This window comes from Pseudomonas sp. Con_6 (genome assembly GCF_059379395.1).
In genome coordinates this window covers 2,936,910-2,963,458 of record NZ_CM182011.1, presented here as the reverse complement: position 1 = coordinate 2,963,458, position 26,549 = coordinate 2,936,910, and the positions used below count along the sequence as shown (strand labels likewise).

28 protein-coding genes are annotated in these 26,549 nt (G+C 64.0%); 14 read left to right on the top strand and 14 right to left on the bottom strand.

Translation table 11 applies throughout. From position 1 onward, the window contains the following. The first annotated feature begins 13 nt into the window (after positions 1-13). Both AC5QPF_RS13320 and AC5QPF_RS13315 read left to right on the top strand, forming a co-directional pair. Positions 14-1,177, top strand: coding sequence for an MFS transporter (locus AC5QPF_RS13320; protein WP_494963660.1), 1,164 nt, complete (start codon positions 14-16; stop codon positions 1,175-1,177). A 34-nt stretch (positions 1,178-1,211) separates the two neighbouring features. Beyond that, a complete protein-coding gene (locus tag AC5QPF_RS13315; RefSeq protein ID WP_494963659.1) occupies positions 1,212-2,327 on the top strand; it encodes a class II histone deacetylase in 1,116 nt (371 codons plus the stop codon). Positions 2,328-2,676: 349 nt separating this feature from the next. On the opposite strand, the gene AC5QPF_RS13310 is transcribed toward AC5QPF_RS13315, so the two are convergent. From AC5QPF_RS13310 to AC5QPF_RS13300, 3 genes are all read right to left on the bottom strand, one after another. Then, on the bottom strand, positions 2,677-3,192 hold the full coding sequence (locus tag AC5QPF_RS13310; RefSeq protein WP_494963658.1) for a DUF4123 domain-containing protein: 516 nt from the start codon (positions 3,190-3,192) through the stop codon (positions 2,677-2,679). Next, positions 3,189-4,016 carry a hypothetical protein gene (locus tag AC5QPF_RS13305; RefSeq protein WP_494963657.1) on the bottom strand — a complete coding sequence of 276 codons (828 nt, stop codon included), beginning with the start codon at positions 4,014-4,016 and terminating at the stop codon, positions 3,189-3,191. Before AC5QPF_RS13305 ends, AC5QPF_RS13310 begins: the two co-directional genes overlap by 4 nt. A gap of 84 nt (positions 4,017-4,100) precedes the next feature. Beyond that, entirely contained in the window at positions 4,101-4,562 is a 462-nt protein-coding gene (locus AC5QPF_RS13300) for an NUDIX domain-containing protein (RefSeq protein ID WP_494963656.1), read from the bottom strand. 108 nt (positions 4,563-4,670) lie between these two features. Between AC5QPF_RS13300 and AC5QPF_RS13295 the strand changes: the two genes are divergently transcribed. The 3 genes from AC5QPF_RS13295 (at position 4,671) to AC5QPF_RS13285 (ending at position 6,935) form a co-directional block, all read left to right on the top strand. Further along, positions 4,671-5,351: a phenylalanine--tRNA ligase beta subunit-related protein gene (locus tag AC5QPF_RS13295; RefSeq protein ID WP_494963655.1), complete on the top strand. Its 681-nt coding sequence runs from the start codon at positions 4,671-4,673 to the stop codon at positions 5,349-5,351. 141 nt (positions 5,352-5,492) lie between these two features. Next, a complete protein-coding gene (locus tag AC5QPF_RS13290; RefSeq protein WP_494963654.1) occupies positions 5,493-5,750 on the top strand; it encodes a hypothetical protein in 258 nt (85 codons plus the stop codon). Between the two features lie 438 nt (positions 5,751-6,188). Further along, complete coding sequence (locus AC5QPF_RS13285) at positions 6,189-6,935, top strand: TSUP family transporter (RefSeq protein WP_494963653.1); 747 nt, start codon at positions 6,189-6,191, stop codon at positions 6,933-6,935. 7 nt (positions 6,936-6,942) lie between these two features. Here AC5QPF_RS13285 and AC5QPF_RS13280 read toward each other — a convergent pair whose 3' ends face one another. The 4 genes from AC5QPF_RS13280 to AC5QPF_RS13265 are packed head-to-tail and all read right to left on the bottom strand — an operon-like array spanning position 6,943 to position 10,075. Beyond that, a complete protein-coding gene (locus tag AC5QPF_RS13280; protein WP_494963652.1) occupies positions 6,943-7,254 on the bottom strand; it encodes an antibiotic biosynthesis monooxygenase in 312 nt (103 codons plus the stop codon). A 38-nt stretch (positions 7,255-7,292) separates the two neighbouring features. Beyond that, complete coding sequence (locus tag AC5QPF_RS13275) at positions 7,293-7,994, bottom strand: WYL domain-containing protein (RefSeq protein WP_494963651.1); 702 nt, start codon at positions 7,992-7,994, stop codon at positions 7,293-7,295. Between the two features lie 6 nt (positions 7,995-8,000). Next, on the bottom strand, positions 8,001-8,858 hold the full coding sequence (locus AC5QPF_RS13270) for a TIGR03915 family putative DNA repair protein (RefSeq protein ID WP_494963650.1): 858 nt from the start codon (positions 8,856-8,858) through the stop codon (positions 8,001-8,003). Then, positions 8,855-10,075: a putative DNA modification/repair radical SAM protein gene (locus AC5QPF_RS13265; protein ID WP_494963649.1), complete on the bottom strand. Its 1,221-nt coding sequence runs from the start codon at positions 10,073-10,075 to the stop codon at positions 8,855-8,857. The genes AC5QPF_RS13270 and AC5QPF_RS13265 overlap by 4 nt, the downstream gene beginning before the upstream one ends. Positions 10,076-10,306: 231 nt before the next feature. On the opposite strand from AC5QPF_RS13265, the gene AC5QPF_RS13260 reads away from it, so the two are divergent. Further along, positions 10,307-11,314 carry an MsnO8 family LLM class oxidoreductase gene (locus tag AC5QPF_RS13260; protein WP_494963648.1) on the top strand — a complete coding sequence of 336 codons (1,008 nt, stop codon included), beginning with the start codon at positions 10,307-10,309 and terminating at the stop codon, positions 11,312-11,314. A 34-nt stretch (positions 11,315-11,348) separates the two neighbouring features. On the opposite strand, the gene AC5QPF_RS13255 is transcribed toward AC5QPF_RS13260, so the two are convergent. Together AC5QPF_RS13255 and AC5QPF_RS13250 are read right to left on the bottom strand one after the other, a co-directional pair. Next, complete coding sequence (locus tag AC5QPF_RS13255; protein ID WP_494963647.1) at positions 11,349-12,536, bottom strand: NnrS family protein; 1,188 nt, start codon at positions 12,534-12,536, stop codon at positions 11,349-11,351. Between the two features lie 16 nt (positions 12,537-12,552). Then, entirely contained in the window at positions 12,553-12,996 is a 444-nt protein-coding gene (locus tag AC5QPF_RS13250; RefSeq protein ID WP_494963646.1) for a CopD family copper resistance protein, read from the bottom strand. Between the two features lie 133 nt (positions 12,997-13,129). Between AC5QPF_RS13250 and AC5QPF_RS13245 the strand changes: the two genes are divergently transcribed. The 6 genes from AC5QPF_RS13245 (at position 13,130) to AC5QPF_RS13220 (ending at position 19,188) form a co-directional block, all read left to right on the top strand. Next, positions 13,130-13,741 (top strand): NAD(P)H-binding protein, encoded by a 612-nt coding sequence (locus AC5QPF_RS13245; RefSeq protein ID WP_494963645.1) that lies wholly within the window; start codon positions 13,130-13,132, stop codon positions 13,739-13,741. Positions 13,742-13,746: 5 nt separating this feature from the next. After that, positions 13,747-14,088, top strand: coding sequence for a hypothetical protein (locus AC5QPF_RS13240; protein ID WP_494963644.1), 342 nt, complete (start codon positions 13,747-13,749; stop codon positions 14,086-14,088). An 89-nt stretch (positions 14,089-14,177) separates the two neighbouring features. Next, positions 14,178-15,179 carry a hypothetical protein gene (locus AC5QPF_RS13235; protein WP_494963643.1) on the top strand — a complete coding sequence of 334 codons (1,002 nt, stop codon included), beginning with the start codon at positions 14,178-14,180 and terminating at the stop codon, positions 15,177-15,179. A 276-nt stretch (positions 15,180-15,455) separates the two neighbouring features. Then, positions 15,456-16,553: a carboxynorspermidine decarboxylase gene (locus AC5QPF_RS13230; RefSeq protein ID WP_494963642.1), complete on the top strand. Its 1,098-nt coding sequence runs from the start codon at positions 15,456-15,458 to the stop codon at positions 16,551-16,553. A gap of 26 nt (positions 16,554-16,579) precedes the next feature. Then, a complete protein-coding gene (locus tag AC5QPF_RS13225) occupies positions 16,580-17,815 on the top strand; it encodes a saccharopine dehydrogenase family protein (protein ID WP_009407100.1) in 1,236 nt (411 codons plus the stop codon). Between the two features lie 209 nt (positions 17,816-18,024). Beyond that, entirely contained in the window at positions 18,025-19,188 is a 1,164-nt protein-coding gene (locus tag AC5QPF_RS13220) for a diguanylate cyclase domain-containing protein (protein WP_494963641.1), read from the top strand. A gap of 82 nt (positions 19,189-19,270) precedes the next feature. Here the strand turns inward: AC5QPF_RS13220 and AC5QPF_RS13215 are convergent, their stop codons facing one another. The 3 genes from AC5QPF_RS13215 to AC5QPF_RS13205 all read right to left on the bottom strand — a co-directional run bounded on the left by AC5QPF_RS13215 (position 19,271) and on the right by AC5QPF_RS13205 (position 23,134). Further along, a complete protein-coding gene (locus tag AC5QPF_RS13215) occupies positions 19,271-21,676 on the bottom strand; it encodes a TonB-dependent siderophore receptor (protein WP_494963640.1) in 2,406 nt (801 codons plus the stop codon). 100 nt (positions 21,677-21,776) lie between these two features. Next, the gene (locus tag AC5QPF_RS13210; protein WP_494963639.1) at positions 21,777-22,607 is read right to left on the bottom strand and encodes a FecR domain-containing protein; all 831 of its coding nucleotides are present in this window, start codon (positions 22,605-22,607) and stop codon (positions 21,777-21,779) included. Further along, positions 22,604-23,134, bottom strand: coding sequence for a sigma-70 family RNA polymerase sigma factor (locus AC5QPF_RS13205; RefSeq protein WP_494963638.1), 531 nt, complete (start codon positions 23,132-23,134; stop codon positions 22,604-22,606). Before AC5QPF_RS13205 ends, AC5QPF_RS13210 begins: the two co-directional genes overlap by 4 nt. Before the next feature lie 110 nt (positions 23,135-23,244). Here AC5QPF_RS13205 and AC5QPF_RS13200 point away from each other — a divergent pair, with 110 nt between their 5' ends. Next, the gene (locus tag AC5QPF_RS13200; protein ID WP_494963637.1) at positions 23,245-23,688 is read left to right on the top strand and encodes a MaoC/PaaZ C-terminal domain-containing protein; all 444 of its coding nucleotides are present in this window, start codon (positions 23,245-23,247) and stop codon (positions 23,686-23,688) included. Beyond that, positions 23,685-24,179, top strand: coding sequence for a GNAT family N-acetyltransferase (locus AC5QPF_RS13195; RefSeq protein WP_494963636.1), 495 nt, complete (start codon positions 23,685-23,687; stop codon positions 24,177-24,179). The genes AC5QPF_RS13200 and AC5QPF_RS13195 overlap by 4 nt, the downstream gene beginning before the upstream one ends. 141 nt (positions 24,180-24,320) lie before the next feature. On the opposite strand, the gene AC5QPF_RS13190 is transcribed toward AC5QPF_RS13195, so the two are convergent. Further along, positions 24,321-24,911 (bottom strand): tail fiber assembly protein, encoded by a 591-nt coding sequence (locus AC5QPF_RS13190; protein ID WP_494963635.1) that lies wholly within the window; start codon positions 24,909-24,911, stop codon positions 24,321-24,323. Between the two features lie 15 nt (positions 24,912-24,926). Then, on the bottom strand, positions 24,927-26,510 hold the full coding sequence (locus tag AC5QPF_RS13185) for a tail fiber protein (RefSeq protein WP_494963634.1): 1,584 nt from the start codon (positions 26,508-26,510) through the stop codon (positions 24,927-24,929). Between the last annotated feature and the right edge of the window lie 39 nt (positions 26,511-26,549).

The window sequence follows — 26,549 nt, the reverse complement described above, 5'->3', positions numbered from 1 at the left end:
AGGGGAGATGCACATGACCACCGACTCCAAACCGCTGTCCACCGTCCAACCCCAGGCCACCTCCCAACTGGCCCTGCTCGCGGCCATCGTGCTGTTCGCCGCGATCACCCCGACCATCCTCATGACCGCCCCGGCAGTGGCTGCGCAGTTGGCCACGCAATGGCACCTGGCGCCCTCGCAGATCGGCGACCTTTTTTCCGCCGAACTCGGCGCCATGAGTCTGGCTACCCTGCCCGCCTTCTGGTGGCTCAAGCGCGTCGACTGGCGTCGCGCGGCGCTGGTCGCCGGGGTCGCCTTCATTGCAGCCAACCTGCTGTCGATCTGGGCCGTCAGCTACCCGATGCTGCTCGCCCTGCGTTTCGGCAGCGCGTTGGCCGGCGGTTCGCTGATGATCGTCTGCCTGTCCAGCGCCGCGTCCACGGCCAATCCAAGCCGGGTCTACGGTCTGTGGGTGATGGGCCAACTGGTGGTCGGGGCGATCGGACTGAGCGTGCTGCCTCGGTTGTTCGAGCATTACGGACTGGCGGCCTGCTACCTGCTGCTGGCCCTGCTGATGGCGGCTTTCCTGCCCCTGGCCCGCTGTTTCCCCCAAGGCGCGCCCGTGACGGAGCAGACCACCGGGAACGCGGTGCAGTTGGCCAAGGGCAAGGTCGCCCTCGGCATCTTGGGCATCCTCGCCTTCTACATCAGCCTCAGCGCGGTGTGGACCTTCATCGGCGCGATCAGCGCGGCGGCGGGAATCTCCGCCGAGGCCAGCGGCGAGGTGCTGGCCATCGCCACGGTGATGGGCATCGTCGGCGCCGGCTGCGCCTCGCTGATCGGCGATCGGCTGCCGCGGGGCCTGCTGTTGCTGCTGGGCTATGGCCTGATGGTCGGCGCAGTCCTGCTCCTGCTCGGTCAACCGACACTGGCACGCCTGGCGGTGGCCGCGCTGGCCTTCAAGTTCACCTGGACCTTCATCCTGCCACTGATCCTCGCCTGCCTGGCCGACCTTGACCGCTCCGGCAAGCTGATGAACGCCTCCAACCTGGTGATCGGCGGCGGCCTGGCCATCGGACCGGCCATCGCCGGGCGCCTGATCGAGAACAGCGGCGGCTTCCAGTCCCTGCTGATTGGTGCCGCCATCACCACGTTCGCCTCCCTGTTACTGATCCTCTGTTGCCGCCGCGGCGCCTGAGCAGCCCCTTTTACCCTGGAAAAACGGAACCACCATGAGCCGAACCACTGCCTTTTTCTTCGACGAACTGAGCCTCTGGCACAGCGCCAGCCTGCATGCCCTGACTCTCCCCGTGGGTGGCTGGGTGCAGCCACCAGCGGCCGCCGGCCACGCCGAATCGCCGGAAACCAAGCGGCGCCTGAAAAGCCTGCTGGATGTATCCGGCCTGACCCGCCAGTTGCAGGTACGCAGCGCCGTAGCGGCTACCGAGGACGATCTGCTGCGCGTCCACACCCCCGGATATCTGCAACGTTTCAAGGCCCTCAGCGATGCCGGCGGCGGCGAACTCGGCCACCATGCGCCGATCGGCCCGGGCAGCTACGAGATCGCCAAGCTCTCCGCCGGCCTGGCCATGGCGGCGGTCGACGCCGTGCTGGCCGGTGAAGTGGACAATGCGTATTCGCTGTCCCGACCACCGGGGCACCACTGCCTGGCCGACGGCGCCATGGGCTTCTGCTTCCTCGCCAATATCGCTATCGCAATCGAGGCGGCCAAGGCCCGGCGCGGCCTGGGCAAGGTGGCGGTGATCGACTGGGACGTGCACCACGGTAACGGTACCCAGGCGATCTTCGAGGAACGCGCCGACGTACTGACCCTCTCCCTGCACCAGGACGGTTGCTTCCCGGCCGGCTACAGCGGTGAAGACGATCGCGGGCGTGGCGCCGGTCTGGGGGCGAACCTCAATATCCCGCTGCCGCCGGGCAGCGGCCACGACACCTATCTCCACGCGATGGAGCGCCTGGTGGTGCCGGCGCTGGAGCGTTTCGAGCCGGAACTGATCATCGTCGCCTGCGGCTACGACGCCAATGCGGTGGACCCCCTGGCGCGGATGCTGCTGCACAGCGACTCGTTCCGCGCCATGACCCGCCTGGTGCGCGAGGCGGCCGAACGCCTGTGCCAGGGCCGCCTGGTGCTGGTGCATGAAGGGGGGTACTCGGAGGCCTACGTGCCGTTCTGCGGCCTGGCGACGATCGAGGAACTGGCGGGAGTCAGGACCGAGGTGAGTGATCCGATGCTGGAGTTCGTCGGTCTGCAACAGCCGAACACGGCAGTGACGGCATTCCAGCGGGGGCTGGTGGATGACATGGCAGGCAGGTTGACCCGCCTCTGACGCCGATGTGGCGCAAGTCCAGCCCGTGGGACTGCAAGGTCGAAGTCCTCGAGCGTCTGCCGGGCGAGGAAGGCCTCTACACCCGCTCCCCCACCGTATCGCGAAGATCCGGCTGAGCGATCGGGAAAGCCTGCGGATCAAGGCTTGGCGGGTCGACAAGAGCGCCCGCTCCTTGATGCCGTTGGCCAGCGCCAGCCGGCGCACCGCACGCAAGCGCACCAGCATCATGGCCCAGCCGCTCGACGCGCTTGGGCCAATGCACGGTCAGGCGCGCGGCGGCATCTTCGAGGAACAGCTCATCGGTGGTCGCGGGCCAGCGTCTTCAATTGTTCGGCGCAGATCACCAGCATCACAGGGCTCCCTGCTCGAAGACCTGCCAGGTGGCACCCTCGTCCCTTTCCACCACCAGGCGCCGCAGTGGACCGAGCAACGCACGGTACTGCTCGGCGTCGCAGGTCGGCAGGAACACGCTGAGCACCCGCGGATCGTAGAAGCGGAACATCAGCACCCGCCGGTCTTCGGTGCGCACCCGCAGGAATTTCTTGCAGTGGCGGCGCAACTGGTCCATCGACAATCCGGCAGGCGCCACCAGCAGAATGCCCCAGGCCTGGCCCCAACCGCGGCGCAACAGTTCCAGGCTGGCGGGAGCATCCGCCTCGAGCCTGGCCAGCCACGGCGCTGCGGCCTTCAGGCGCGGGATCAGCGGGCCGGCGTACAGACAATCGCAGTGCAAACCGCTGTGTTCCAGCCAATCGACCAGCGCCGGATCGCGGGCACCGTCAAGCAGCATGTAGACCTGGTCCGGCGGCGCCGGGGCATCCGCCGGCCAGAGCAGTTCGATAAGGCGCTGGAGGGTTTCGTTCATGGTTTTTGCTCGCAGATTTCACAGAATGGCGTACCGTTCTTCGCTGCCTGCTCCAACACGCTCGCTTGGGCGCCTTGCGCGGTCTCGACCGGCGTTGGCGCGGCAGCGGGTGGCGGCATGGGTTGCGCCTCGGCCAGTTGGCAAACCTCGCAGAACGGAATGGCCTGCCGCGCCGCCTGTTCGAGCACGGCGGCCTGGGCATCCTGGCGGGCTTCTTCCGGTGTTGGCGGGACGACGGGCGACGTCGCTGCCTGACGCGCCTTGGCCTGTTCGCATTCCTCGCAGAATGGCGTGGCCTCCTGTGCCGCTGTCTCCAGCATGGCCGCGAGGGTGTCCTGGGCGGCAATTTGTTGCGCCGACTGCTCGACCGCTGCCACTTGCTCCACAACCACCGGCTGCTCCACCGGCGCCACGGCAACGGGTTCGGGGGCCACTTCGGCCCGTGCCGGGGTCGGTGGTGGCGCGGAGGTCGGCGCCACCACCGCAACGCTGGCTTCGGCGGCGCGGGTAATGACCTGCGGCCGCCAGGCATATAGATCCGCACGCAGATTACCGAACTGCAGCTCGTTGGCCACCTGGCGCAACACCTGGTCGTCAGCCAGGCGGTGGATCAGCAGGACCTGGCGCGCCAGCCAGCCGCGCAACGCATGCACCTGGCCGGGCTCGCGAAAATGCCGGGCAACGAAGGCATCAACCTGCCAGGCATCGCGCAGTTCGATGCGGTGTTGCCAGGCCAGGCTCGCGTCATCACCGGGAATGGCATCGAACTCGGCCTGTTCACACAGGCCGATCTGTTCCACGCCATCGGCGAGCCATAATCGCATGATCCGTCCCTGGAGCGCCGGTAGGCCGGGGCAATGAACAAAGAGATTGAGTGTGGCCCGACACACTACCGCGCGCGATGGCCTTTAGCCAGATCGCCCTGGCATTTGCACAACCGCCAGCATCTCCAGAAGCCGCTCGGGGTAGACGGTTTCCGTGGTCTGGAGCAGGTCCTCGGCCGACCACCAGCGATGCGCCGCCATCACCCGCAGCTCATGCTCGCTCCAGCCATCGCGGCTGAGCTGCCGCGAGGTGGCCCGCACCACGTAGTAGCGCTCCATGGAAATGACATCCTCGCCACTGGGCAGGCGCATGACAAAACGCCGCTCGCCCACGGTATCGCCGACGTCGTCGACGGCGATACCGGTCTCTTCGCGCAGCTCACGAATCGCCGCCTGGCGAAAATCCTCGCCCGCTTCCAGGCCACCGCCGGGTGTTGCCCAGTGGGAATGCCCGGCCAGGGCGTCGTTGGTGTGCACGAAATGGAACAGCAGTACCCGCTGTTGGGGGTCGATCACCAGGAGACGGGCCGATTTCCTTTCACGCATGACGCAGATCCCTATTAGAAAAACTGATTTCCGATTCGTACTATTCATCAGCACTGATGTACGGCAATGGTAGAACTGCCCGGTCCATGTCTCAGGAAACGTTTTCCCATGTTTGCCGTCATTCCCCACATCGCCCCGGAAGTCATCCAGCTGGCACCGGGCTTCCGCGCCTTGAGCATCACCGTCGAAGCGGCGGGCCTGAGCCGCCCCGAGGTCGCCGCGCAGGCCATGCAACGTGCTGCCGAGGCGCTGGCCGACAATGGCCCGGCCTGGGCCGATGCCCACCTTGCCGCCTGGGCCGACGTATTCCGTGGCTTTGGCGCCAAGCCACAGCGCACGCCCTGTTCCGCGGAGGCGCTGCGCAAGCGTTTTTTGCGCGACGGGAGGCTACCGGGCATCGATCCGGTTGTCGATCTGTACAACGCCATCAGCCTGGAATACGCCATTGCGGTGGGTGGGGAAAACCTCGCCGCCTACAACGGCATGCCGCAGCTGGTGGTCGCCGACGGCAGCGAGACCTTCGACACGATGAAGGACGGCCAGCCGAACCACGAATCCCCCGACCCCGGCGAAGTGGTCTGGCGCGACGACAGCGGCGTCACCTGCCGCCGTTGGAACTGGCGCCAAGGCGTGCGTACCCGTCTGGATGCGCAGGCACAGCACATGTGGTTCGTTCTGGAAAGCCTGCCCGCGATGCCGCTGGATGCCCTGCACGCGGCTGGTGAGCGTCTGATGGACGACCTGCGCGCGATGATGCCCGGCGCGCAGATGGCGTGCGTGCAGGTCTGATGCCATGGGCGCGAAATACCTCGGGCCCGTCCTTTGCAACCCTTGGTCAGCCAGTGGCGAAATACCTTGAGCAGGTCGCCCCTGCCCCTCGTCGAAACTGAACACAGACCAAGCTGTGTCAACCGAAACGAGGGCAAGATCATGGCTGGTAATCAAGACAACCAAGGTGGCAAGCAAGGCGGGATGGGTACCACCACCGGTACCGACAAGGACAGGATGTCTGACCAGGGTCGCCAGGGCGGTCAGACCTCCGGCGGCGAACAGCGTCACGGCACCGACCGCACCGCCGAGGGTGGCCAGCGTGGCAAGGACATGTCGGGAGACAACAAGCCTGAGCGCTCCACCGACATGAATCAGCAAGGCCGCCAGGGCGGTGGCAAGGATGAGCAGAAGCGCTGATCGGCGCTGAACCGTGATACCTGAAAGGCCGCGCGGACCGAAGGCTCGCGTGGCCTTTGTTCATGATGTGGGTGGGTCGCCTGGCGCTCACATACCGCTAATTTGGCTATCACCTATTGATACCGAGGGCCGCCACCTGGTACCCGGCGAGCCGCTGGCCGTCCCTGCGCAAGGGGCCGGTAGCGTCACCGCCTGCGATGGATAATCTCGCGCGACCGACACCGACTGCCACTCCCTGCAACCCCGAAATTCCGTGAAGAACCAAAAAACACCGCCTGAGCACTACCGGAAAAACGCCTTGAAGGACGACCTGTAGCACCTTGGCGCTCACCTGCGCGCCATATCGATATTCCGCGTTGGCATTTCTCTCATCGTCATTCGCCCATCCACAATGCCGGCAGGACACATCACTTTTGACGATCGCAAGGAGCATGACGAATGGATTCGATCTACCTGATGGTGGCCCTGGGCGCTGTGGTCGCAGGCTTCGTACAGGGCCTGTCGGGTTTTGCCTTCGGCCTGGTAGCCATGTCTTTCTGGGCCTGGGTGCTGGACCCGAAAGTCGCGGCGACCCTGGCAGTATTCGGCGCCTTGCTCGGCCAGTTGGTCGCAGCAATCTCGGTACGGCGAGGTTTCGATATCCGCCAACTGGCCCCCTTCATCCTTGGCGGCCTGCTCGGTATTCCCCTTGGCGTGGCCTTGCTGCCGCGACTGGACATGGACTGGTTCAAGGTCATTCTCGGCACCCTGCTGGTGGTGTGGTGCCCGCTGATGCTGATGGCCAGGCGACTGCCCGTGATCACCTCCGGCGGACGGTGGGCCAACGGCGGCGTTGGCCTCGCCGGTGGCATCATGGGTGGACTCGGCGGTTTCACCGGTACGCTGCCAACGCTGTGGTGCACCCTGCGCGGCTATGACCGCGACAGCCAGCGCTCGATCATCCAGAACTTCAACCTGTCGATGCTGCTGGTGACCATGGCCACCTACCTCGGCACCGGGCTCGTCACCCGGGACATGTGGCCGATGTTCGCCATCGTCGCCCCGGCCATGCTGATCCCGACGTTCCTCGGCACGCGGGTGTACTTCGGTATCAGCGATGTCCGTTTTCGCCAGGTCGTGCTCGGTCTTCTGACCGCATCCGGGATCGCCCTGCTCTGTTCGTCACTGCCGAACCTGCTGCGCTGATGCCGCATCAGTCAGCCCCTTCCGGCGCGAAGTGCTCCATGAATGTCAGTTGCTCGATTGCCGCGCTGTAAGGGCCGAAACGCGGATCACCGTCATTGAAGGCCCTGGCGACCGCCGCTGCGCATTCGAGGTTCTCCCATCTGGCCAGGTCGACGAAGGTGCGTCCCTCATTCATCGGTGAATAACCCCGGTATTCGATCAATCCGGGAAAGCCTTTGAGCGCTTCGCGCAGGCCGTCACGCAATTGCGGCATCCGCGCCACATGCTCCGGTTTGACGGTGAAAATGGCGAGTTCGAGGACAGTGTCGTGCATGGTCATGGGTCTTGCGTGGTTGAGAAGGCCCCAGTATCCGCAGGTCATCCTGACAGCGTACTGTCAGTCCGCCAGTTACTGGATTGATGGCGCATGTAGGTGCGCAAGGCGATCTGTGGGCTGTCGCGCCAGGGTTCTTCACTAGTAAGGATCGAGGCGATACGGTCGACGCGAAAATCGCGGTACGCCGCACGAGTGTTGCACCAACTGCCCACTGTCCATTTGCCGCCCCAGTAGAACAGGCCGATAGGCTGGATCAGACGCCGCGAGACCGCCCCGTCGAGGCTGGTGTAGGTGATCTGCAGTACCCTCTTGTGCTCGATGGCCTGGCGCAGGGCACTGAGGTGGCCGCGGGTGCTGGCGTTGATGCTGCCCAGAGCACGCACCGGGCTCTGCTGCGGATCGACCGCCTGCTCAGGTGCGCTGGCCGAGACCTTGCTCAGCAGGGTACGCGCGGCACCGGCCAATTGGTTGTCGGCGCTGGTAGCGAGCATTTCCATGCCGAGCATCAGCGCATCCACCTCGATACGGCTGAGGCGCAGCGGCGGCATCTCGAAGCCGGCATCGAGGGCGTAACCGACGCCGGTGGTGCCATAGACCGGGACACCACTCAGGGACAGGTCGTCGATATAGCGGTAGATCGAGCGTACCGACACGCCGATGCGCTCGGCCAGGCGTTCGGCGGTGATCGGCTGATGCACGCGGATCAGGTTGACCAGCTGGAACAGGCGGTCGGCTTTGTGCATTGGCAATTACCTCATTTCTGTGACCGCTTCGCGGTCCTTCGCGACAATCCGTTTACCACTGCGCATGGCCACCTCCTGCGCCTGCCCATCCCGCTGCTTGCCCTGCCTGGCCAATCCCACCAGTCGCGGAATCAGCGGCCCTTCCGGCAGGTGCCGCCAGAAGCGCCCGGGCATATGCAGACGCAAGGCATCGGGGTTGACCCGGGCCGGGTTGAAGGTGTGCCGGTAATAGGTCAGCCACAGGTCGGCATCCGGGTCGTCGGCCTGCTCCGCCCATTGCCGCCATTCCCCGGGACAGCGGCGGCGGTAGTCGAACCCTTCACCGTCGTAGCGGATGCCATCCCGAGATGTCGCGATCAGCCAGCGCTGTCGTCCCAGGCGCTCGGCAAAATGGTTGCTGGCGCTTTCGAGGATGTCATGGGCTGGCTCATGAAACGCAACCAGGTCCAGTTGCAGACGCTCGGCCAGCATCGTCGGCAACGGCACGAAGCGCACGAAGGCGTGCAGGTGATGGGCCTCGCGGGTGACCTGCTTGATCCGCCGTTGCAGCTCGCTGCCCAGGCGATCCCCGGCAAGCATGGCGGTACGGTCGCCATGAGCCACGCGCCAGAGCACTTCGTAGAGCAGGTTCCAGCGCTGCTCGCCGCAGTAGCGCGCGGCCAGTTGCAGTTGCACGATCAGTTCCGCCGGTACCCGCGCCCTGAACGGACCTGGCCCCGTGGGCAAGGCATCAGGCATGGCCAGCAGGTCCTGAATCGGCCCCTGCCCCCAGTTCACCTCGACCGGATCGATGCCATGGCCGAGCAACACCCGCGCCTGGTCGCGCCAGGTGGCGAAGTCGTCGTCGCAGTCGAGGGCAATCATCCCCACAACCCCATCTGCACTGGCGCTTGCGGCTCGCGCAGGCGGGCGCGCAGCAGGCCGCTGCGCATCTCTGCCAGGGGCGGGCGATAGTCGCTGGTGACGATAAATGGCCGCGCCTTGTCCAGCACGCAGCGCAACTGAATAAGGTCGTCATAGCGCACCCGCCGTTCACGACGCAGCGCCACCAGCCGTTGCACGCTGCGCAGGCCGATGCCCGGAATACGTGCCAGCAGGGCTGGCTCAGCGCGATTGATATCCACCGGGAACACCTCACGATTGGACAGCGCCCAGGCCAGCTTGGGATCGATGTCCAGGGCCAGGTTGCTCGCCTCGCCCAGCAGCTCGCCGGCCTTGTAGCCATAGCCGCGCATGAGGAAATCGGCCTGGTACAGGCGGTGTTCGCGCAGCAGTGGCGGAGCGGCCAGGGGCACGCTGTCCGGGCTGTCGGGAATCGGGCTGAAGGCCGAGTAGTACACGCGCTTGAGGCCATAGCCCTGGTACAGCGACTCGGCGTTGCCGAGGATGAGGCGGTCGTCCGAGGTGTCGGCGCCGACGATCATCTGCGTGCTCTGCCCCGCCGGGGTGAAGCGCGGCGCCCGCAGCTCGCCAGCCACCGCCTGCTGGCCACGGTGGATGGTGTCCATGGCCTGGCGAATGGTGCCCGCCTGCTTTTCCGGGGCCAGGCGCTGGAGGCTGGCGTCGCTGGGCAGCTCGATATTGACGCTGAGGCGGTCGGCCAGGCGCCCGGCCTCCTCGATCAGCAGCGGGTCGGCATCGGGAATGGTCTTGAGGTGGATGTAGCCACGGAAGTCGTGCTCTTCGCGCAGCAACCGGGCCACCCGCACCAGTTGCTCCATGGTGTAGTCCGCCGAGCGGATGATGCCCGAGCTGAGGAACAGCCCGCTGATGCAATTGCGCCGGTAGAAGTCCAGGGTCAGGCGCACCACTTCCTCGGGGCTGAAACGGGCCCGCGGCACGTTGCTGGAGCGGCGGTTGACACAGTACTGGCAGTCGTACAGGCAGAAGTTGGTCAGCAGCACCTTGAGCAGCGAGACGCAGCGCCCGTCGGGGGTATAGCTGTGACAGATGCCCATGCCGCTGGTCGCGCCAAGCCCGTCGCGCCCCTTCGAGCTGCGCTTGGGGGCGCCACTGCTGGCGCACGAGGCGTCGTACTTGGCGGCGTCGGCGAGGATGCCGAGCTTGGCGATGAGTTGCATGGGGGAGCCTTTCCCGAATACTGGATTTACATACAGTATTTCGAGTTCAATCGGGATGCAAGGGCCTTCAGCGACGACAGATGACGAACGGTAAACAGGCCATGGCTCATCCCCGCAAAGTCGCCAGCCGTCGCTATACCACCACAAAATTAGTTAACATCGACACAATTAATGACGCGGGCCTCGATCGACCGCCCCGCGCTCTTCACTCGCCTCGGAATGGAAAAAGCAGTGTCGTTGAAATTGACCGTGATCGACCAAACCCCTATCCACGCACACCGCACCGCTGCCACGGCAGTTGGCGCCTCGGTGGAGTTGGCCATCGAGTGCGACCGTTGGGGCTATCACCGCTACTGGGTCGCGGAGCATCACGACAGCATCCAGTTCGCGGGGGCGGCACCGGAGATCCTGCTCACCCGCATCGCCAGCGCGACCACGCGGATGAGAGTCGGCAGCGGCGGCGTTATGCTGACCCACTACAGTCCCTACAAGGTGGCCGAGACCTTTGCCCTGATCGGCGGGCTGTTCCCTGGCCGCATCGACCTGGGGATCGGGCGAGCCCCCGGCGGCAGCCACTTGAGTTCGGTTGCGCTTGCCGCCCCGGGGCATGTGCCGGAGCACGATCACTTCCCTCGACAGGCGGCAGAGCTGTGCGCCTTTCTGCGCGGTGATTTTCCAGCAGGCCACGCCTACGCCGCGCTCGCCTGCAACGTCGATCCTGCCACCCTGCCGTCGCTCTGGATGCTCGGCTCGGGCGGCGGCAGCTCGACCCTGGCCGGGCAGCTCGGCATGGGGCTGGCATTGGCCAGGTTCATCGCGCCGAAGGCCTGTTCCCCGGCGATCTTCCAGCACCACGCCGACACGTACCGACTGTCCGGCATCACTACTGCGCCACCTCGCCTGGTGGCGCTGGCCGTGATCTGTGCCGGATCGGATGAAGAAGCTCGCTTCATCGCCGGCACGGCGGTCTACAGAAAGTTGATGGCAGGCGTCACGCCCAGGGAGCCCTTGCTCGATCCTCACGAGGTGCAACGTCGCTACGCGCTCATGCCCCCGCACCAACGACAGGCGTTCGATGACACCCTCAGCGATATGGTGGTGGGCGCTCCCGAAACCTGCCACCGGCAGATCCAACGGATCGCCGGCGAGTTCGGCTGCGAAGAAGTCGGCATCGTGACGGTCACCTACCGGCTGGAGGACAGGCTGCGCAGCTACGAGTTGCTCGGCAACGCCTGCTGACTCCGCAGTACCGAAGCAGCGATGCCGCTCACACCTAGCCGGGATGGCCATCGAGCCGCGCTTGCATCAGCATCGGCCCGTAGCCCCGCACGAACAGCCCGAAGGCCAGTGCCCAGCACAGCGCCGCGATGCCCAGGCCCATGTGGGTCTGCAGCGGCACCAGCAACACCCTGCTCAACCCGGCCAGGTTGAGCAGGACGAAGGCCAGGGTCATGCACTTCGGCGGCTGCAACGGCCGCCCGGTATGCCCGAGGCTGACCCGGGCGATCATCGCCAGGATCAGCCCGGCCATGGCCCCCACCGTCAGGCAGTGCACGGCCAGGCTCGGGTTGAGCGGCACGCCGAAATGCCACAGTGCCATGCCGGCACACGCCAGCAACAGCCAGGCATAGGCCAGGTGCAGCGACCACAGCAGCGGCACCCGCCACAGGCCGCGGTCATGCCAGCGGAGAAGACGAACGCCATGCCCGATCGCCAGTACGGCGAACAGCACACCGATCAACAGGTTGGGCAGCAGCCCCGGCCCCGTCGCATACAACACCGCCACCAGCGCCGAGCCGCCCAGCAGCAGCCAGTCCAGCCAGGCCCACGGCTGCACTGCCGCCGCCCGTCCCAATCCGCGCTGGGTGAAGAACGGAATCACCCGGCCACCGATCAGACCCATCATCGCCGCCACCAGCCACAGGCCACCGAGCACGCCCTGGCGCTGCCAGCCGTCGTGGCCCTCGACCAGCCCGGCCATGGCGATGCTGTCCACCAGCGTGAGCAGCAGCAACAGCGCCACCAGCGGGTAGTTGCGCTGCTGGCGGACCTTCCACAAGGTCCGTCCCATGATCCATGCCAGCAACAGGGGAAAGCCCAGCTCCAGCAGCACCAGCAACGGCCACGGCGCCGCCCCCAGCCAGGCCAGGCGTCCCGCCAGCCAGAGCAAGGCCAGCGCTGCCAGGCGCTTGCCGCTGAGGCCAGGCTGGCCGGTCCAGGTCTGCACGGCGGTCAGCAGGAAACCGGCGATGATCGCCAGGCCGAAACCGAACAGCAGTTCATGCCGGTGCCAGGCCAGCCAGCCGCCGGCGGGGCTCCAGTCCAGCTTGCCGCTCAGGGCGACCAGCCACAGGGGCACCGCCAGCAGCGCGAGCAGGCTGCCGCCGAGGAAGAATGGACGAAACGCCAGGCGCCACAGGGGTGGAATGGCCAATGCCGTCTTGCGGTCGATCACTTGCATGGCGGGGCTCCGCGGTTCACCAGCTGATATAGAACATGCCCTTGGCCAGCAGCACGATCAGCAACAAATGAGTAAAGACGCTGGCGTGGATAAAGCGCACCGCCCGCGCGGTCATGCGCCCGCTGCGGAACAGCCAGAGCGCAGTGACGAAATGCCCGAGCACGCTGCAGGCAACGAGGATCTTCAGCGCCAGCAACGCGCCGAACGGCGACTCCAGAGGCGCCGACAGCTGCGCCAGGTAGCGCTCACGGACCATGCCCACCCCCGCGCCGAACAGCACCAGCAACACCCACGGCATCAACCGCCGGGCACGCTGGCCGATGGCGTGTTCCAGCATCATCATCAGACGGTCGGGCAGTTGCTGGCGGATACCACCAATGAACAGGACTTCGAAGAACACCGTGCCGATGAAAACGATGGCGGCGAACAGGTGCAGCGTGAGCAGAACGGGATAGATCATGGCGGGGCCTCATTGTGCGCGGCAGACTAGCGCGTCCACGACCGCCCGGGCTTGACGCTCGTCAAGCCAGTGGAACTCCGCGCGAAAGACCGGCTTCGAAACTCATATCGGCCCGTTTTCGCCAGGAGGCTGCATGCATAACCTCGAAACGCCGCGCCTGAAGCTGGGCGTGTTCAATCCACGGGACAGCTTCGGCCAGGCCCTGATCGCCGCTGCGCTGCATCGCCAGCACGAGGTCAGCGCCCTGCTCGACGACCTCAACGGCATCACCGCCCGCCCCGGCCTGCGTTGCAAGCTTGGCAGCCTGGATTCGGTGGAAACGGTGAAGCGCGCCATTGCCGGCCTCGACGTGGTCTTTGCCTGCCTGGGCGATGAGATCGAGGAAGACCTGCCACCGCAATGCGGCCACCTGCTCGACGGTGCCCTGGGCCTGGGAAGCGCCGGTGTGGCGCGGCTGTTCCTGGTCGGTCACTGGCAATGGCTGCTGGATTCGGACGACAGCGATGACGAAGCCCTGGGTGCAGGCCTGCGTCGCAGCCTGGACGTCAGCGGCCTGGACTGGACCCTGGTGGAGATGCCGGCACTGGCGCCGGGCCTGCGGGTGGATGATTTCAGCGGCGCGGCCACGACCATCGCCGCCGACGCCCGCCGCGCCCTCGACTGCGCCGAGGCCCTGCTGGATGAAGTACACCTGGGCCTGCACCGTCATCAATGCCTGCGCCTGCGCGACAACGACGGGAGGTAAATGCCATGTCCGGACCCGATGCCCTCAGCCAGACCTTCGGCACCCTGTTGCTGGCCATGGCCTTCAGCGCGTTCATCCTCTTCGTGCGCGGTTATCGGCCCAGCGGTGTCAGCAGCCGCTGGTACGACCTGGTGCTGGGCTTCATCGCCGTGTGGCTGGCACTGTGGCCGGAGGTTGCGCATTTCGTCGAAGAGCAGTCGCTGGCCAGCGGTCTTGGCCTGCTGTTGCAGATGATCGCCACGGCGGCGGGTTGCATCCTCGGAGCGCTGGTGGCGAAGACCTTGCGCTTGTTGCTGCTGGAGCGGCGACGGCCACGACCAGCAGCCCACCGATCAGCGCGGCGGTAAAGCCGACGAAGGTCGCGCTGAAACAGCCTTTGCGATTCGACCCGCCTGCAGCAATATCACAAAGACACTATCGCAGACAGGGATCTGCAATGACCTACATCACCCGTATTTGCTACAACGAATCCAATTGGCAGCATCCGACCGGTGAGGCCCGGGAATCTGGAGATACCTTCTACTCCCAGCACGGCTATGGCCACGAGGAATGGCTGTTCCGCTTCGAGTGGCAGATCGGCGGTTGGCAGTACGGTTTTCTTCAAGGGGTGAACAAAGGCAGGAAGTCCAGGCTCAAGCGTAGGGAGCGAGCGGGAGAGGTTGTCCTCTTTACCCTTGATCCACGCGGACGCCGTTACGTCGCTAGAATCAGGCACATCGAGTTGCTGGATGATACGCAGAGCAATGCAATCCTTGAGGTTTACAAGGAACGAGGATGGTACGAGCGCATATTGAAAGAAGTCGATGACGTGAACGGCGACAGGTCGGGGCTGGGAAATGCTGACTGGGCCCCTTACATTTTCAACGTGCGCTTTCGGCCGGAGGACGTTGAATGGTTCGAACACGACAAATTCGCTGAGGCCGATGATCCAATGATGCGCTGGAATCGGTATCAGCTCATCCGGCCAAGAAGCAACTTCGCTTTGCCCGTGGTGGGAAACCAGCAACGCAGCCGCAAAGGCGTGACCATTCCACCCCAGCAGAACAACTACTTCCGAAACGGCAGCGAAGGCCGCGAGTGCTCTCCCGAGCACGATCTGATGCGAGCCGTGCTGTGCAAGGAACTGGCGAAGGAATATCCCGCAGCCACCATCGTCTGCGAAGAAAACTACGTTGATGTCACTGTCAAGACCGACGCCGAATGGATCCTGTTCGAGGTCAAGTCCGACTATTCCACCCGTAGGGTATTGCGCCTGGCGATAGGTCAACTGCTTGAGTACGCCTGGTTCCATGAACCTCATGCAACCAGGAAAGTTCGTCTGGTGGCCGTTGGCAGAACCCCGCTGGGTCCGGACGGTGACGCCTACCTCAGCTTCCTTTCTGAGAGCTTCAAACTTCCGCTCAGCTATCGCCAGGTCAAGCTTCCCTCCGAGAAATGACTCGAACAAAGCGAACAGCTAACCGGCCCGTAACTCCGCCGTCACCTTGCGCTATCAGTATTGAGTCTCGACATCCCATGGCGCCTCGACCGGCCTGACGGTCCGCCGCGTCCCTCCTACTTCACGTAACATCTTGCAACCCGTTCAGGGCCAGTCATCTGCAATGCAGTTGGCTGGCCCATTGACATTGCAAAATCCGCATCCCGCCCTTTCGATATGTATCGAGTACGGGCACAATGCGGCTCTTTTTTTGGCTGGCCTTCCCGGAGCCTCTCGATGATCCAGACCCCGTACTACCTGATCGACAAGCAAAAGCTGCTGGGCAACATGGAAAAGATCGCCTACGTGCGTGAAAAATCCGGTGCCAAGGCCCTGCTGGCACTCAAGTGCTTCGCCACCTGGTCGGTCTTCGACCTGATGCAGCAGTACATGGACGGCACCACCTCGTCCTCGCTCTACGAGCTCAAGCTCGGTCGCCAGAAGTTCGCAGGCGAGACTCACGCCTACAGCGTGGCCTGGGCCGACGACGAGATCGAAGAGATGCTCGCCAACTGCGACAAGATCATCTTCAACTCCATCGGCCAGTTGCAGCGCTTCGCCGAGCAGTCCGAAGGCAAGGTCCGTGGCCTGCGCGTCAACCCGCAGGTGAGCAGCTCCGACTACCTGCTGGCCGACCCGGCCCGTCCATTCAGCCGTCTCGGCGAGTGGGACCCGGTCAAGGTCGAAGGCGTGATCGAGCAGGTCTCCGGCTTCATGTTCCACAACAACTGCGAGAACGGCGACTTCGGCCTGTTCGACAAGATGCTCGGCACCATCGAGGAACGCTTCGGCCACCTGCTGCACAAGGTCGAATGGGTCAGCCTCGGCGGCGGCATCCACTTCACCGGCGAAGGCTACGCCCTGGACGCCTTCTGCGAGCGCCTGAAAGCGTTCTCCGAGAAGTACGGCGTGCAGGTCTACCTGGAGCCCGGCGAAGCGGCGATCACCAACAGCGCCTCGCTGGAAGTCACCGTCCTCGATACCCTGTTCAACGGCAAGCACCTTGCCGTGGTCGACAGCTCGATCGAAGCGCACATGCTCGACCTGCTGATCTACCGACTCAATGCCAAGATGGCCCCCAACGACGGCGAGCACACCTACATGGTCTGCGGCAAGTCGTGCCTGGCCGGCGACATCTTCGGCGAGTACCAATTCGATCGTCCGCTGACCATCGGCGATCGGCTGTCGTTCGTCGACGCCGCAGGCTACACCATGGTCAAGAAAAACTGGTTCAACGGCCTGAAAATGCCGTCCATCGTAGTGAAACAACTCGACGGTAGCGTCGAGCTGGTTCGTGAGTTCGGTTTCGAAGACTACCTGTCCAGCCTTTCCTGAGCTGGCAGATAAGGAGAGATAGAGAATTGAAGAAGAACGTTCTTATCATTGGTGCAGGAGGTGTCGCCAAGGTGGTGGCCCACAAGTGCGCGCAGCACAACGACGAACTCGGTCGTATTGCAATTGCGTCGCGGAACATCTCCAAATGCCAGGCCATCATCGACAGCGTCAAGGCCAAGGGTAGCCTCAAGGTACCCGCCGACATCCAGGCCTTCTCGCTCAACGCCCTCGATGTCGAGGCGACCAAGGCGCTGATCCGCGAGACCGAATCGCAGATCGTGATCAACGTCGGTTCCGCCTTCCTCAACATGTCGGTGCTGCGTGCCTGCATCGATACCGGTGTCGCCTACCTGGACACCGCGATCCACGAAGAACCGGGCAAGATCTGCGAAACCCCGCCCTGGTATGGCAACTACGAGTGGAAACACCTCGAAGAGTGCCAGCAGAAGAACATCACGGCCATTCTCGGTGTCGGTTTCGACCCGGGTGTGGTCAACGCCTACGCGGCGCTGGCGAAACAACAGTACTTCGACCGCATCGACTCGATCGACATTCTCGACGTCAATGCCGGGTCCCATGGCAAGTACTTCGCCACCAACTTCGATCCGGAAATCAACTTCCGTGAATTCACAGGACAAGTGTGGAGCTGGCAGAACAGCCAGTGGACCAGCAACACCATGTTCGAAGTGAAGCGTACCGACGACCTGCCGGTGGTCGGCTCGCAAAACCTCTACCTCACCGGCCACGATGAAGTGCACTCGCTGTCGAAGAACCTCGACGTGCCCAACGTGCGTTTCTGGATGAGCTTCGGCGAGCACTACATCAACGTGTTCACCGTGCTGAAAAACCTTGGCCTGCTCTCCGAGCAACCGGTGAAGACCGCAGAAGGCCTGGAAGTGGTGCCGTTGAAAGTGGTCAAGGCCGTGCTGCCGGATCCGGCTTCGCTGGCTCCGGGCTACACCGGCAAGACCTGCATCGGTGACCTGGTCAAGGGCACCAAGGACGGTCAGCCGCGCGAAGTCTTCATCTATAACGTGGCCGACCACGAGGAAGCCTACGCCGAGACCGACAGCCAGGGCATCTCCTACACCGCCGGTGTACCGCCAGTGGCTGCGGCCCTGCTGGTCGCCCGTGGCCAGTGGGACGTGCAGCGCATGGTCAACGTCGAGGAACTGCCGGCCGAGCCGTTCCTGCATGCCCTGGACGTGATGGGTCTGCCGACCCGCGTCAAGGACGAGAACGGTGACCGTCCGTGGGCCTGATGGGTTCATGAGGTGACAAGGAAGGGGCGCCCGCACAGGCGCCCCTTTTTCGTTCTCGAGGGCCTCATCGCGGGCAACGCCCGCTCCCACAGGGTCTGCGGATGACTTCAGGGGTGCGACGATAAAACGATCTGCGCCCCTCTGAAAAATCGTTTCAACAGCTTACAATCCCGCCCATTCCGTAGTTAACAAGAAAGGCCCGTCAGTACATGACGCTCGATCCACCTACCATGCTGGTGCTCACCATCGTGCTCGCCGCCACCGCGTCCGCCTACCTGGCGATCGAGTGGACCAGCGTGCGCGAATCGTCCCTGCTGTTCTGGAGCGCCGGTTTCGCCACCATCACCGTCGGCTCGACCCTGGCCCTGATGCGCATGAACGGCCTGCTGGTCCTCGGCATCTGGTTCGCCAACGGCCTGCTGGTCACCGCCCACTGGCTGTTCCTGCTGGGCGTCGCGCGCTTCACCGAAACCCGCCTGTCCCGCGCCTGGTACCTGATCTTCGTGCTCTGGACGGCGCTGCTGGCCCTGCCCAACGCCGCCTGGTGGTCGAACGTGATGACCTTCGCCAACTCGGGACTGGTCGGTGTGCTCGCCCTGCGCGCCAGCTTCCTGCTTCGCCCCCATGGCAAGTCGTTGAGCGTCGGTGCCGTGCAGTTGCGTTATGTGATGCTCAGCCATGGCGTCTTCTATTGCGTCAAGGCGGTCCTCGCCGTGCTGCCCGGGGCCCTGCTCGACCTGGCGTCGTTCCGCGGCGAGATCATCCAGGTGTCGCTGGTGGAAGGCGCGGTGGCGCTGATGCTGATCGCCCTGTCAATGACCGGCAGCGAGCGCTACCGCCGGGAAAAACGCATCGCCCGCCTCGCCGCCCGCGACCCGCTGACCACCCTGTACAACCGCCGCGCCCTGGAAGTGCGTGCGCCGCGCCTGCTGGATAATGTTTCGGTGCAGCAGCCGGGCGCCCTGCTGCTGATCGATATCGACAACTTCAAGCTGGTCAACGATCTCTACGGGCATCCGGCCGGCGATCGCCTGCTGGTCAACCTCAGCAACATGATCCTCGCCCAGCTCCCGGAAGACGCCCTGGCCGCGCGCCTGGGCGGTGACGAATTCCTGATCCTGCTGGGCAATGCCTCCAGCGAACAGATCGTCGCCCTCGGCAGCGCCCTGCGCGAACAGTTCCAGCGCGAGGCGACGGCGGCCTTCGACACCCCGGAGCCGGTGACCCTGAGCATCGGTGCCAACCTGTTCGAGTACCCGCCAGCGAGCCTGGCGGCGCTGATCGAGCAGAGCGATGCGGCGTTGTACGAGTCCAAGCGTGGGGGGCGGGACAGCATTCGGCTGGTGGACCGGACGATCAGCGGTCCGATCTGAAGCGCTCCCACAAGGTGGACTGCCCCCAAGAAGCTGGACACCAATCCAACCCTTGGGGGGCAGTCCAAGGTCTGCGGCGGGATCAGAAACGATACTTCGCCGTTACCCTGTAGTTCCTCGGATCCCCCACGAAGTTGCCGCCCACCGTGGTCATGATGCTGGAGTAGTAATCCCGGTCGAACACATTGTTGGCATTCAGGCTCAGGGTCAGGTGGGCGTCCACGTCATAGCTGGCGAACAGGTCGGTCACCGCATAGCCGCCCTGCTCGATCCGGGCACTGCCTTCCGTAGCGTACACATCGCTCTGCACATGCAACCCGCCTCCCACGCGCCAGCGGTTCAGGTCGCCCGGCAGGCGGTAGCTGGTGGCCAGCTTGAACAGGTTCAACGGCAGGTTGGTGGCGTAGCGCTCGCCGCTGGACAAAGTGCCGATCGGCGCATACTCCGACGGTTTCTGGTGCTTGGCATAGTTGTAGGTGTATCCCGCCGACACCTGCCAGTCCGGCAAAACCTCGCCGCTGACTTCCAGCTCGATACCGCGGCTGCGCACTTCACCGGCCGAGGTGTAGCAATCACGACCGCCGCAGCCGCCGACGATCGGGTCCGGCAGGTTCTCCAGGTCGATCTGGAACAGCGCCACGCTGGCATTCAGGCGTCCGTCGAAATATTCGCCCTTGAGGCCGATCTCGTAATTGCTGCCTTCCTGTGGGTCGAGCAGGCCACCGGTCGGGGTCTGGTAGTTCTGCGGATTGAAGATCCGCGTCCAGCTGGCATAGGCGGTGTAGGTGTCGTTGAGGTCATAGGTGAAACCAAGGTACGGGGTGAACTCGCGGGTGACCTTGTACGCGTCATTGCCGGTCCAGGTCCCCGCATGGCTGGTCAACTCGTACTCGTACCAGTCCAGGCGCCCGCCCGTGGCCAGCTTGAGCCGGTCGGTAAGGCTGAAACGCGTGGTGAGGTAGACGCTGGACTGCTTGACCTCACCCTCCCGCGACCAGGCATAGGTGATCGTCGGCTTGGGCACCGACTTGCCGTCGAAGCCCAACGGATCGAATTCATAGGCCGCAGCGCCGAGCGGCCAGCCGCCAGGGCCGTCGTCGATGTCCTGGTTGCGGTAGCTGCCGCCCACCACCAGCTCATGGGTCCGGCCGAACAGCTGGAACGGCCCGCTGGCATAGCCGTCGAGACTGGCCTGGGTGTTTTCGTAGTGGTACTTGCCATAGCCGAAGCCGAAGTCGCGGGCGCTGGGATCCGGGCGATACAGGTAGGAGCCGAACATGTCCATCTCGCTTTTCAGCGCGGTGGCGGCGAGCTTGCCGGTCCAGCCATTGGCGAAGCGCCGGGTGATGTCGGCGAAGACCGTGCTGGTCTCCTTGTCCCAGTACGACCAGTTGGGGCTCTGGCGCCGCGAGCGGGAAATGTCGAGGAAGCTGCCGTCGGGGTTGGTGCCGCGGCCGTTCCAGTCGGCGCCGGGGTTGTTGTCCTGGCTCCAGCTGGCACCGAGGCTCACGGTGGTGTCTTCGTCCAGGTCGCCTTCAAGCACGCCATAGACCAGGCTGCGGCGATTCTGGTAGTCGTCGATGAAGGAGTTCTTGTCCTGCAACGACAGCACCGTGCGCCCGCGCAGGCTGCCCGTCGCGTTCAGCGGGCCGCTCAGGTCCAGCTCGATGCGGTCGTCGTCCCAACTGCCAGCACCGGCGCTGATGCTGCCCTGGAAGGTGTCGGTCGGGCGCTTGCGCACCAGGTTGATCGAGCCACCCGGGGAGCCGGCGCCCTCCATCAGGCCGGCGGCGCCGCGCACCACCTCGACCCGGTCGTACATCGACAGCAGGCCGGTGGACAGGCTGGCCTCGTCGTACTGCACGGGAATGCCGTCGACCATCAGGTTGCTCAGCTGAAAGCCCCGGGCGTTGTAGCGCTCACGCTCGCCGCCCCACTTGGTCACGGTGAGACCGGTGGTGTACTTCACCGCGTCGCCGAGGGTGCTCATGGCCTGGTCCTCGATGCGCTGGCGGCTGACCACGCTGACCGACTGAGGGGTCTCGCGCGGGGTCAGGGCCAGCTTGGTGCCGCTGCTCATGGTGCCGGTGGTGTAGGAACCGGTGCCCTCGCTGGTGGCGCCGAGCTGGCTGGCATTGACGCTGGTGGCGCCCAGTTCCAGTGCCGCGCTGTCGCCCTGCGGCGGCGAGACCAGGTAGCTGCCATCGCTGGTCTTCTGCACCGTCAGCCGCGTCCCCCGCAGCAGGCGCTGCAGGGCCTGCTCCACGGTCAGCTCGCCGCTGAGGCCGGGGGCACGCAGGCCCTCGGCGCTGTCGGTGGCGAACAGGATGCGTGCGCCGGTCTGCCCGGCCAGGGCGTTCAGCGCCTGGTCCAATGGTTGCGCTGGCAGGCTCACGGCGTGGCTGGCCTCCTGGGCATGCAGCGTCGAGGCGAGGGTGATGCCGGCGGCCAGCAACGACAGGCGGCGCGAGAATGCGATGGTGCTCATTTGACTCCCCAGATGCAGGTTCGAAAGTGACCTTCACAGGGAGTGGCGAATGGCACCGGGAAAATGTTGAGGTCGGGAATGAAAAATATTCTCTTTTCCGTCAGCGGGCACGAATCGTCAGGCTGCCGTCCTCGCCGCGCAGCAGGCTCACCGGCAAAATCGCCGGCAGGCCGTCGAGCAGGGTTTCCACCGCCACGCTGTCGAACTCGCCGGACAGGCGCAACTGTCCGACCCGTGCGTCGGCCAGGCGGATGGGGGCCTGGCGATAGCGTTGCAAGTCGACGATGACTTCGCGCAGCGGCGTGCCGTCGAAGCGCAGCTTGCCCTGCTGCCAGGCGGTGATCCGCGCCGGATCGACCTTGCCCACCGCACTGAGCTGCTGCTCGTTGGCCAGCAGCACCTGGCCTTGGCGCAGACGGCTGGAACCGGCGGCCCGGTTGGACACTTCCACCTCGCCTTCGACCACCGCCACGGCCACGCCGCGGCTGTCGCTGCGCACATTGAACACCGTGCCGATATCCCGCACCGACACACCCTGGCTGCGCACGATGAACGGCTGTGGTCCGTGGGCCACGGTGAAGGTCGCCTCGCCTTCGAGCAGTTCGAACTGGCGGCTGCGCAGGCGGTGTTCGATGCGCAGGTGGCTGGCGCTGTCGAGGATCAGCGTGCTGCCGTCGGCCAGTTGCCGGCTGTCTCGGCTGCCCACCGGAACGTGGATGTCCTCGCTGTACCAGGACGGATCGACGAACCACAGCCCGGTCGCCAGTACCAGCAGCGACAGGCCGCCACCCAGGGTCTGCTTGCGCCGCCGTTGTCGTGCGGTCTGCGCCTTGGCCTCGGCCAGCAGCGCCTCGCGGGACGGCACGCGGTCGCGCAGGGCCTGTTCGAAAGGTCCCAGGGCGTCGCTGGCGGGCTTGTCCTGCTGCTTCATTTCGCCAGCGCCCGGCGTGCCGGCTCCCAGTCGCGGACGATGGCCTGCATCGCCCGGGAGAAATGCTGGGTGACCATGTTCAGGGAAATGCCCAGTTCGGCGGCGATCTCCTTCTGCGGCATGCCATGGATACGATGCAACAGGAAGACCTGGCGCGCCCGCGCTGGTAGCGCGTCGATGATCGCCAGCAAGGCATGCAATTGCTGTTCGAAGTCCAGGCTGGCGGCGCCGTCCAGGTCGTGGACATGCCAGTCCGGCACCTCGGCGGTGAACTCGATATGGGCAGCGTGGGTGCCATCGGCGCGACGGCGGTCGATGGCCTTGTTGAACGAAACCTTGCGCAGGAAGGCGAACGGCAGCTTCACCGGCTGCTGTGGCGGCCTCTCCAGCAACTGCACGCACACGTCATGCACCACCTCGCGAGCGAACTGGCTGCCCTGGAAGCGCCGGCGGATATAGGCGACCAGGTCGTCGTAATGCAAGGCCAGCGCCCCGATCAGTTCGGGGTTGGAGGAAGAGTCGGACATGACGGGGACAGGCGTGCGAATGAAAGTGGTTCGCATTATAGACATGGCAATTTGCTTGCCAAGCCATCAGGGTGGAATATCGGGATCCGCACTCATCGACGGAGAAGGCCATGACCGCAGTGCCCGTGTACCTGGATGACCTGAAGGTGGGCGACGTTTTCGTCAGTGCCAGCCATGCGCTGGATGCCGACCAGATCGTCGCATTTGCCGCGCAGTTCGACCCGCAACCCTTCCATGTCGACGCCGAGGAGGCCAAGGACAGCTTCTTCCAGGGCCTGGCTGCCAGCGGCTGGCACACCGCGGCGATCACCATGAAGCTGCTGGTGCAGAGCCTGCCCCTGGCCCGCGGGGTGATCGGCGCCGGTGGTGAAATCAGCTGGCCCCAGGCGACCCGGCCGGGGGATGTGCTCAAGGTCACTACCACGGTGCTGGAGATCATTCCGTCGCGCTCGAAGCCGGATCGGGGGATGGTGGTGGTGCAGTCGTTGACCACCAACCAGCGGGATGAGGTGTGCCAGAAGCTGACCTCGAAAGTGTTGTGTTTCCGCAAATGATCGCCCTGCGTCCGTTGCGGGCCGAGCAATGGCCGTTGTATCGCGAGCTGCGCCTGCGGGCGCTGCGGGATGCGCCGGACGCCTTCGGCAGTACCTTGGCGGCGGAGATCGTGCGCACCGATGAGGACTGGATGCAGCGGACAATCCGGGCGGCGACTGGCAACGACGACCAGGCCTGGCTCGCCGTTCATGGCGAGGCTGCCTGCGGCCTGGTCTGGGGCAAGCGGGTTGCCGAGGATAGGGTGGAGGTGTTCCAGATGTGGGTCGATCCGCAGGCACGGGGGTTGGGTGCCGGGCGGTGTTTGCTGGAAGCGGTGGTTGCCTGGGCGCGGGGGCTTGGCGTGGCCAGGGTTTGCCTGGGGGTGACGGCCAGTGAGTCCGCAGCGATGCGCTTGTATCGGAGCCATGGATTCCGCCCGGTCGGGACACTGGAGCCTTTGCGCGAGGGGTCGCCGCTGATGTGCCAGGCCATGGAATTGAGGCTGGATTGACCGGCCTCATCGCGGGCAACGCCCGCTCCCACAGTTTTCGCGGCGCATACGGTCCTTGTGGGAGCGGGCGTTGCCCGCGATGTGTAAGCGCGCGCCGGGTTTGGCACCGGCGTGCGCCGGATTTGGCATCGTGGCCGGACCTCAGATCGGCGCGCCAGGCGCAACAGGCCAGTTGATCGTCGAGGGAAAGCCAGGTTGTAGCTGAATTCGGTTCAAATCTACCCGATACCGCTTCCAGGCTTTTAGCTCAGCTTCCTCCGCTGGCGTCGCCTCCCCCAGATCGGCGGCGTCCGCAAGCGGCGCAATGCGCGTAGCTGCGTCACTCAACAGCCGGTCCCGGGCATCAAATGCCCCCGACTTCAACGCGTCGCTTTCCGCTGCTGCGTCAATACGCCATTCCCCATCGGCCCAAACGTGGTGTGCGCCAGGGTATGGCTTAGCGGTCAGCCCCGCCGGCAATTCTCCTAGAGCTGTCCAGTTTTCCTGTAGTCCGGTATCAGTGCGCCACACGTCGCCGCGAAAATCCGGCAAGAGCGTCCAGCACTCGCTCTCACCCTTCACATGCACCGCAGCGAAACCTACCGGCGCGTCTGGGGGGGCCTCAAGAAACGCCATCCCCGGTATCAGCCAGTTACCCTCGTCTAATGGGTCAGGGTCTGCTAGCGAAGCTCCGATGTACTCGCCCGTCACTAGGTGCGCCTGGTAGACTGTTGGCGGAGTAAGTTTGCTCATGCTTCACCTCAATATTCAATATTTGATGCAACCAAGAAATGCCAAGTTACGCGGACGGGTTTCGTTACCACCCGTCCAGCCCGTCTGATATGTACTTCCGCCGTCCCGAAACGGCTTCATGTTTGAATCTGGGTTCGCAACATATGTGAAGTTAACCGAACCCGCCAAAGTGTGAGTATGTGACTCTAATGCGCCAGCCTGCCATGAGCCAAATACTCGACCAAAATCGATGCCGCGCGCATCATCCCAGAATCGCCCGAACTCGCCGCGAACATCCGGTAAATTAAAGGTCGTTACACCATCACCCGCACCATAATACGTTCCAATCCGCGCGAACAACTTCGCATAGAGAACCCTGCTCACGGCAGCACCGTTAGCCTTCACGCTTCCAGGCGGCGGCGCGCTGCTTGCGTGATAGAAGATCATTCCGCAAAACACGTCTTGCGTAGCTGCAAATGCGCCGGCAGGGTCAATATATTTATTCGCACTAGCACCCGACTCAATATCAGCCTGAGTGGCTTTCGCTGAAATACCAAGCGCATCAGTGATGCCGGCACCAGCTAGAGTCGTTGGCCTTCCTGTGGTTATCTTTGAATAGTCCAGCGATGGGATATCAGCCGGCACAAGTACAGAACTACCGATAACCTGGCCTTTTCCGTTGATCGTGACTTTTGTGTAAGTGCCAGCAACTACACCAATATCCGCCAGCGCAATATTTATCGTGGCATTTGAAGTTCCGTCGAAAGTAGCACTACCTGCTGCAGCCCCCGTCACAGAAATAGTTCGGGGAGTTGCCAGCTTCGACGCAGAGACCGCATTTGAGTCTTTACCCAAAGCATCAGTGATACCGGCCTCGGCTAGAGTCGTCGGCCTTCCTGTGGTTATCTTTGAATAGTCCAGCGATGGGATATCAGCCGGCACAAGTACAGAACTGCCGATAACCTGGCCTTTTCCGTTAATCGTGACTTTTGTGTAAGTGCCAGCAACTACACCAATATCCGCCAGCGCAATATTTATCGTGGCATTTGAAGTTCCGTCGAAAGTAGCACTACCTGCTGCAGCCCCCGTCACAGAAATAGTTCGGGGAGTCACCAGCCTCGACGCAGAGACCGCATTTGCATCCGCATTGAGCTTGTCGCTGGGTTTGAAGTTTCCGGCATGCCAGATGTTGCTCCCGAAAATGGCCGCAGTTTTGCCGGGAATATCCAGCAAGAGCGCTGTCGAAAACGTGCTTCCGTAGCTTGCCGAGATTCGGAACTGACTGTTTAGCACGTCGACGTTTACAGTGCCGGAAGGTGTTTTCCAGCCAAATTCGGGAGCATCCTCGGTGCCGTTTGAAAGGATGATTGATCCCGCCACCGCCCCGCCAGATGTAGGCACGTAGTCTTTCAGAAACGTCCTGAGTGCCTTTAAAAGCTGCGTATCGTCAACGGAACTCAACTGAATACCAGCCGCCTGAACTACGGCCACTAACTCGCGCTGAATACAATTTAGCCAAGTGGCTTTAAGCAGAGTGGCGGGTACTCCCCCAGCTGCACTACCTTCAGTAAACTCGCCGGTTGGAGTCGCAGTGCTCGTACTACTTCCAATCAATTGCATTTATCGCCTCCAAAAATTGACCAACAAAACCTCACAGAG